Annotated in this window: 4 protein-coding genes and 1 tRNA gene; 4 read left to right on the top strand and 1 reads right to left on the bottom strand. The window is 63.8% G+C overall.

The annotated features are described in order from the left end of the window. The first annotated feature begins 98 nt into the window (after positions 1–98). The 4 genes from ENJ19_04830 (at position 99) to ENJ19_04815 (ending at position 4,251) form a co-directional block, all read left to right on the top strand. On the top strand, positions 99–1,838 hold the full coding sequence (locus tag ENJ19_04830) for a DNA primase (GenBank protein ID HHM05051.1): 1,740 nt from the start codon (positions 99–101) through the stop codon (positions 1,836–1,838). 88 nt (positions 1,839–1,926) lie between these two features. Then, a complete protein-coding gene (rpoD, locus tag ENJ19_04825; protein ID HHM05050.1) occupies positions 1,927–3,774 on the top strand; it encodes an RNA polymerase sigma factor RpoD in 1,848 nt (615 codons plus the stop codon). 58 nt (positions 3,775–3,832) lie between these two features. After that, positions 3,833–3,909, top strand: a tRNA-Met gene (locus tag ENJ19_04820). A gap of 72 nt (positions 3,910–3,981) precedes the next feature. Beyond that, positions 3,982–4,251 carry a type II toxin-antitoxin system prevent-host-death family antitoxin gene (locus tag ENJ19_04815; protein ID HHM05049.1) on the top strand — a complete coding sequence of 90 codons (270 nt, stop codon included), beginning with the start codon at positions 3,982–3,984 and terminating at the stop codon, positions 4,249–4,251. Between the two features lie 133 nt (positions 4,252–4,384). Here ENJ19_04815 and ENJ19_04810 read toward each other — a convergent pair. After that, positions 4,385–5,619 (bottom strand): DUF3387 domain-containing protein (locus ENJ19_04810; protein HHM05048.1); only part of this gene is annotated, 1,235 nt, incomplete at its 5' end.

Here is a 5,619-nt window from a genome sequence, read left to right as displayed (position 1 = left end):
GACCGCGGGCGGCACACCGGCTGCTGTTGAATCGGCTTTGTCGCCCCCTTTTCCCGCCGCGGCTGACTCCGGCCGCCGCAATCCCTACAATTCACATCATGGCCGGCCGCATTCCACAAGGCTTTATCGACGACCTCATCTCCCGCGTTGATATCGTGGAAGTCATCGGCGCACGCCTGCCCCTGCGCAAAGTGGGCCGCGAATACCAGGCCCGCTGCCCCTTCCACGACGAAAAAACCCCGTCCTTCACCGTCAGTCCCACCAAACAGTTTTATCACTGTTTCGGTTGCGGCGCCCACGGCACCGCCATCACCTTTCTGATGGAATACGAGCACGCGGGCTTTGTCGACGCAGTGGATGAGCTGGCCAGACTGGTGGGCCTGTCCCTGCCCAGGCCCGAAGCGGGCGCCGAGACGCCCAATCACCAACCCCTGTACGACCTGTTGACGGAGGCGGAAGCTTGGTTTCGCGCCCGGCTGCGCGACAACCCCGACGCCGTCGCCTATCTCAAAGGCCGCGGCCTCAGCGGACGCACCGCGGCCGACTTCAGCATCGGCTATGCCCCGCCCGGCTGGGACGGCCTGCTCGGCCACCTGGGACAAACGCCGGCACAACGCGAGGCCCTGATCGCGGCAGGCCTGGTGGTCAAAAAAGACAGCGGCGCCTGCTACGACCGTTTCCGTCACCGCATCGTATTCCCCATCCGCGACCGGCGTGGCCGGGTGATCGGCTTCGGCGGACGGGTGATCGGCGATGATACCCCCAAGTATCTGAATTCCCCCGAAACAGCCCTGTTTCACAAAGGGCGCGAGCTCTACGGGCTCTACGAGGCACAACGCGCTCTGGGACGCCTGGAAAGCGTCTTGGTGGTGGAAGGCTACATGGATGTGGTCGCCCTGGCCGAACACGGCATACGCCACGCCGTGGCCACCCTGGGCACCGCCACCACCCGCGAGCACCTGGAGCGTTTGTTCCGGCTAAGCAGCGAAGTGTTGTTTTGCTTCGATGGTGACCGTGCCGGCCGCGCCGCCGCCTGGCGCGCTTTGGAACAAGTCTTCCCCCTCATGGTGGAAGGGCGCCAGGCGCGCTTCCTGTTTTTTCCGGAAGGGGACGACCCGGATTCCGTCGTGAGACGGGAGGGCGCCGAGGGGTTTCGGGCCCGGATTGCAAAATCGGTCCCACTATCGACTTTTTTCTATGAAACCCTGGCCGGCCAAACCGACATGAACAGTATGGACGGTCGCGCCCGCTTGGTGGAATTGGCACGACCCTTGATTGCCAGGCTCCCCGCGGGCGTATTCCGACACCTGATGCTGGACCAGCTCGCCGAGCGGGCCAGGGTGGAGCGCAGAGCACTGCGCCGCGCCCTGGGCAGCGGCGCCGCATTCAGGCCGCTGCCGGGGCACTCGGGGAAGAACCGGCCTCCTTTGTCGCCGGTGGGCAAGGCCGTCGCCCTGCTGTTGCGCCGGCCCGACCTGGCCGGCGCGGCGGGCGATCCGCAGCGGTGGTGCGATCTGGCCGTGGAGGATCTAAACTTGCTGTGTGCCCTGCTTGAACTTTTGCAGCACAAACCGCATCTTAGCCTGGGCGGAATCCTGGAACAGTGGCGCGGCAAGGAGCAGGGGGAACGGTTGGCCCAGCTGGCCACCTGGAACGAACCCCTGTCGGATGAAGAAGTGGAAACAGAATTCCGGGCGGTAGTCCACTGGCTGGACGGCCGGCGGCACAACGAACGGACGAAGCGGCTGTTGTCCAAGGCGGCAGGGGAAGGCCTGAGCGCCGAAGAAAAAACGGAACTGAAACACCTGCTCGCGGCGCCCCCCCTTACCCCCGCATGAAAAACAGGGGACTTCGCAACCGCGGGCAGACTATTATACAATGATCGGCTTATTTTACTTGGTGTCATTTGAGTGACATGGGTCCATGATGAACCACGAGCAGCAGCAATCGCAACTAAAAGTACTGATCGCCCACGGCAAGGAACAGGGCTTCCTGACCTACCGTGAGGTCAACGATCATCTGCCGGACGAAATCGTCGATCCGGAGCAGATCGAAGACATCATCAACATGATCAACGACATGGGCATCCCCGTGCACGAGACTGCGCCCGATGCCGATGCCCTGATCCTGTCCGACAACACCGTCACTGACGACGACGCCGCCGAAGAGGCCGCCGCCGCCCTGGCCACAGTGGACAGCGAATTCGGCCGCACCACTGACCCCGTGCGCATGTACATGCGGGAGATGGGCACCGTCGAACTCCTCACCCGCGAAGGCGAAATTCAAATCGCCAAACGCATCGAAGACGGCGAAAATCAAGTACTGCTGGCGCTGTCCCACTACCCCGAAGCAATCGCGGAGCTGCTGCGCGTATTTGCGCGGGTGGAAGCGGGCGAGGTGCGCCTGGCCGACGTTGTGCGGGGAATCCACGATCCCGAGGAAGAGGCCGCGCCCTCCGCCGCTGCCCAGACAGAAAAGACGGCCGTCAGCGGGGAAACAAGCAGCTCCGGTGATGGCGGCGATGACGACGAGGAAGAGGACGACACCGCGACCGACAACGGCGTAGACCCTGAAGCGGTGCGGGAACGCATCGCGGCGCTGGCCGGCTTGTACGAGCGATGGTCGGCGCTCGGCGCCAAAGGGGGCAAGCCCGGGGCCAAAGTCAAAGCGCTGCGCAAAGCCATGAGCGAAAGATTTCTGGAACTCAAGCTGGCGCCGCCTTTCGTTGACAGCCTGGTGATCTATCTGCGTGCCACCGTGGAATGTATCCGCGGCCATGAGCGCGAAGTGATGGACATCTGCGTGGGCCGGGCGCGCATGCCGCGCAAACACTTCATCACCTCTTTCCCTGATCACGAAGCCAACCCGGCCTGGGTGGATCAGGAAATCGCATCGGGAGAACCTTACGCCAAAATGTTGGCCGAGCGCGCCGAAGACGTGCGCAAGATCCAGGAAAAGCTGGCGGCCATTCAGGCGCATTGCGGCATGAGTATCGGCGAAATCAAAGACACCAACCGCAAGGTGTCCATCGGCGAAGCAAAGGCCCGCCGCGCCAAAAAGGAAATGGTGGAAGCCAATCTCCGCCTGGTGATCTCCATCGCCAAGAAATACACCAACCGGGGCCTGCAGTTCCTGGACTTGATCCAGGAAGGCAATATCGGCCTGATGAAAGCCGTGGACAAATTCGAATACCGCCGCGGGTACAAGTTCTCCACCTACGCGACCTGGTGGATCCGCCAGGCCATAACCCGCTCCATCGCCGACCAGGCGCGCACCATTCGCATCCCCGTGCACATGATCGAGACCATCAACAAGCTCAACCGCATCTCCCGCCAGATGCTGCAGGAAATGGGCCGCGACCCCACACCGGAAGAGCTGGCCGAACGCATGGAAATGCCGGAAGAAAAAGTCCGCAAAGTGCTGAAAATTGCCAAGGAACCCATTTCCATGGAAACCCCCATCGGCGATGACGAGGACTCGCACCTGGGCGATTTTATCGAAGACGTCAACGACATCGCCCCCCCCGACGCGGCCACCTTCGAGGGTTTGCGGGAAGCCACCAAATACGTGCTGGAAAGCCTGACAGCGCGGGAGGCGAAAGTACTGCGCATGCGTTTTGGCATCGGCATGAACACCGACCACACGCTGGAGGAAGTGGGCAAACAATTCGACGTGACGCGGGAGCGCATCCGGCAGATTGAGGCCAAGGCCTTGCGCAAACTGCGCCACCCCACCCGCTCCGAGCAACTGCGGAGTTTCCTCGACTCAGCGTAAAACCCCCCGCCGCCTTTGCCGGAGCGGCGGCATCTTCTATACTCCCTCCGCGTTCTCCGGGCCTGTAGCTCAGTTGGTTAGAGCAGGGGACTCATAATCCCTTGGTCCCAGGTTCGAGTCCTGGCGGGCCCACCATCATTCAGAACAACCCATCCCCACCAAGAAATTTCATAATTCGGCCCTGTTCACGGGACACGAGGACCGACCATGAACATCAAGTTCTCCGAGGACGTGGTGCCGCTCACGGACCTCAAGACCAGTCCGGGCCGGGAGGTGAAACACACCGCGGAGACCCACCGGCCCGTGCTGGTCACCAGCCGCGGGCGGGGCGTGGCCGTGGTGCAGTCGGTGGCGGACTTCGAGACCGCCGAGGAGGAACGCGCCTTCATGCGCGCCGTGGTGGAGGGCCTGGCCGACCTGGATGCGGGACGCGAGGTCAGCCTGGCGGAGGCCCGGGCACGGCTCGGCCTGAAATAGCCCTGTGCCGGCACCCCCGCCGTCACCTTCGCCGAATCCGCGCCGGCGGACCTGGAGGCGATCCTGGGCTGGTACGCGGAACAGGACATGCCGGAAGCCAGACAGTGGCTGGTGGCAACTTTTCAGATCGACGCTATGCGGCCCACAACTCCGATAACTGCTCCGCCTGCTCCAGAACCGTTTGCGTGGCCTTCTCCTGCTTGTCGGGTGGGTAGCCGTGCTTGCGCAGGATGCGCTTGACGATCACCCGCATTTTCGCCCGCACGTCCTCGCGGCAGGTCCAGTCGATGGTTACGTTGGCGCGCACTGCTTCGACCAGTTCGCGGGCGATGCCGCGCAAGGTCTCGTCTCCCAGCACGGCGACGGCGCTGTCGTTGGTCTCCAGGGCGTCGTAGAAGGCCAGTTCGTCCTCGGAGAGCCCCAGTTCCTCGCCCCGGCGGTCGGCCTCGCGCATCTCCTTGGCCAGTTGGATCAGCTCCTCGATCACCTGGGCCGCCTCGATGGCGCGGTTCTGGTAGCGGCGCAGGGATTGTTCCAGCATTTCGGCGAATGAGCGCGCCTGCACCAGATTCCTGCGCCGGCGGGTCTTGATCTCGCCCTTCAGCAGCTTTTGCAACAGCTCCACCGCCAGGTTGCGCTGGGGCATGCCGCGCATCTCGGCCAGGAACTCATCGGACAGGATGGAGATGTCCGGCTTCTCCAGCCCGGCGGCGGCAAAGACATCGATCACCCCCTCGGGGGCCACGGCCCTGGCGATGATTTGGCGCACGGCGTGGTCCAGCTCCTCTTCCGGCCGAGCATCCCCCGGCGCCCGCTTGGCCAGCACGCTCTGCACAGCCTGGAAAAAAGCGACGTCGTCGCGGATTCTCAGCGCTTCCTCGTGAGGCACGGCCAGGGCGAAGGCCTGGGAAAGCTCGCGCACGGCCTTGATGAGACGGTCCTTGCCGTTTTCCTGGGCCAGGATGTGCTCCTGCGCCGCCGGCAGCAGGCTCAGGCGCTCCTGCGGCGTGCCGCCGACCCATGCCGACCAGTCGAAGCCCCCTACGACGCCGTCAGGCGTCGTGTACGAATCGAAGAGTCCACAGCAGACTTCGTATTTCTCCTGCATCAGGGCCACGGCCTCGTCCTGGTCCAGTGCCGTGCGGCCGGTGCCGCCGCTCTCGGTGTAGGTGGCCAGCGCGCTCTTGAGTTCCTGCGCCAGGCCGATGTAGTCCACCACCAGCCCGCCTGGCTTGTCGCGGAAGACGCGGTTCACGCGGGCGATGGCCTGCATCAGTCCGTGGCCGCGCATGGGCTTGTCGATGTACAGGGTGTGGAGCACTGGTGCGTCGAAGCCGGTGAGCCACATGTCGCGGACGATGACCATTC

This window comes from Gammaproteobacteria bacterium (assembly GCA_011375345.1).
In the GTDB taxonomy this organism is placed as follows: domain Bacteria; phylum Pseudomonadota; class Gammaproteobacteria; order DRLM01; family DRLM01; genus DRLM01.
The sequence above is the reverse complement of the archived record's forward strand: the minus strand, read 5'-3'. Positions and strand labels throughout refer to the sequence as shown.

Coding starts and splice junctions, on each gene's coding strand:
- rpoD (HHM05050.1), top strand. CDS start 1,927: ATGAACCACGAGCAGCAGCAATCGCAACTAAAAGTACTGATCGCCCAC.
- ENJ19_04830 (HHM05051.1), top strand. CDS start 99: ATGGCCGGCCGCATTCCACAAGGCTTTATCGACGACCTCATCTCCCGC.
- ENJ19_04815 (HHM05049.1), top strand. CDS start 3,982: ATGAACATCAAGTTCTCCGAGGACGTGGTGCCGCTCACGGACCTCAAG.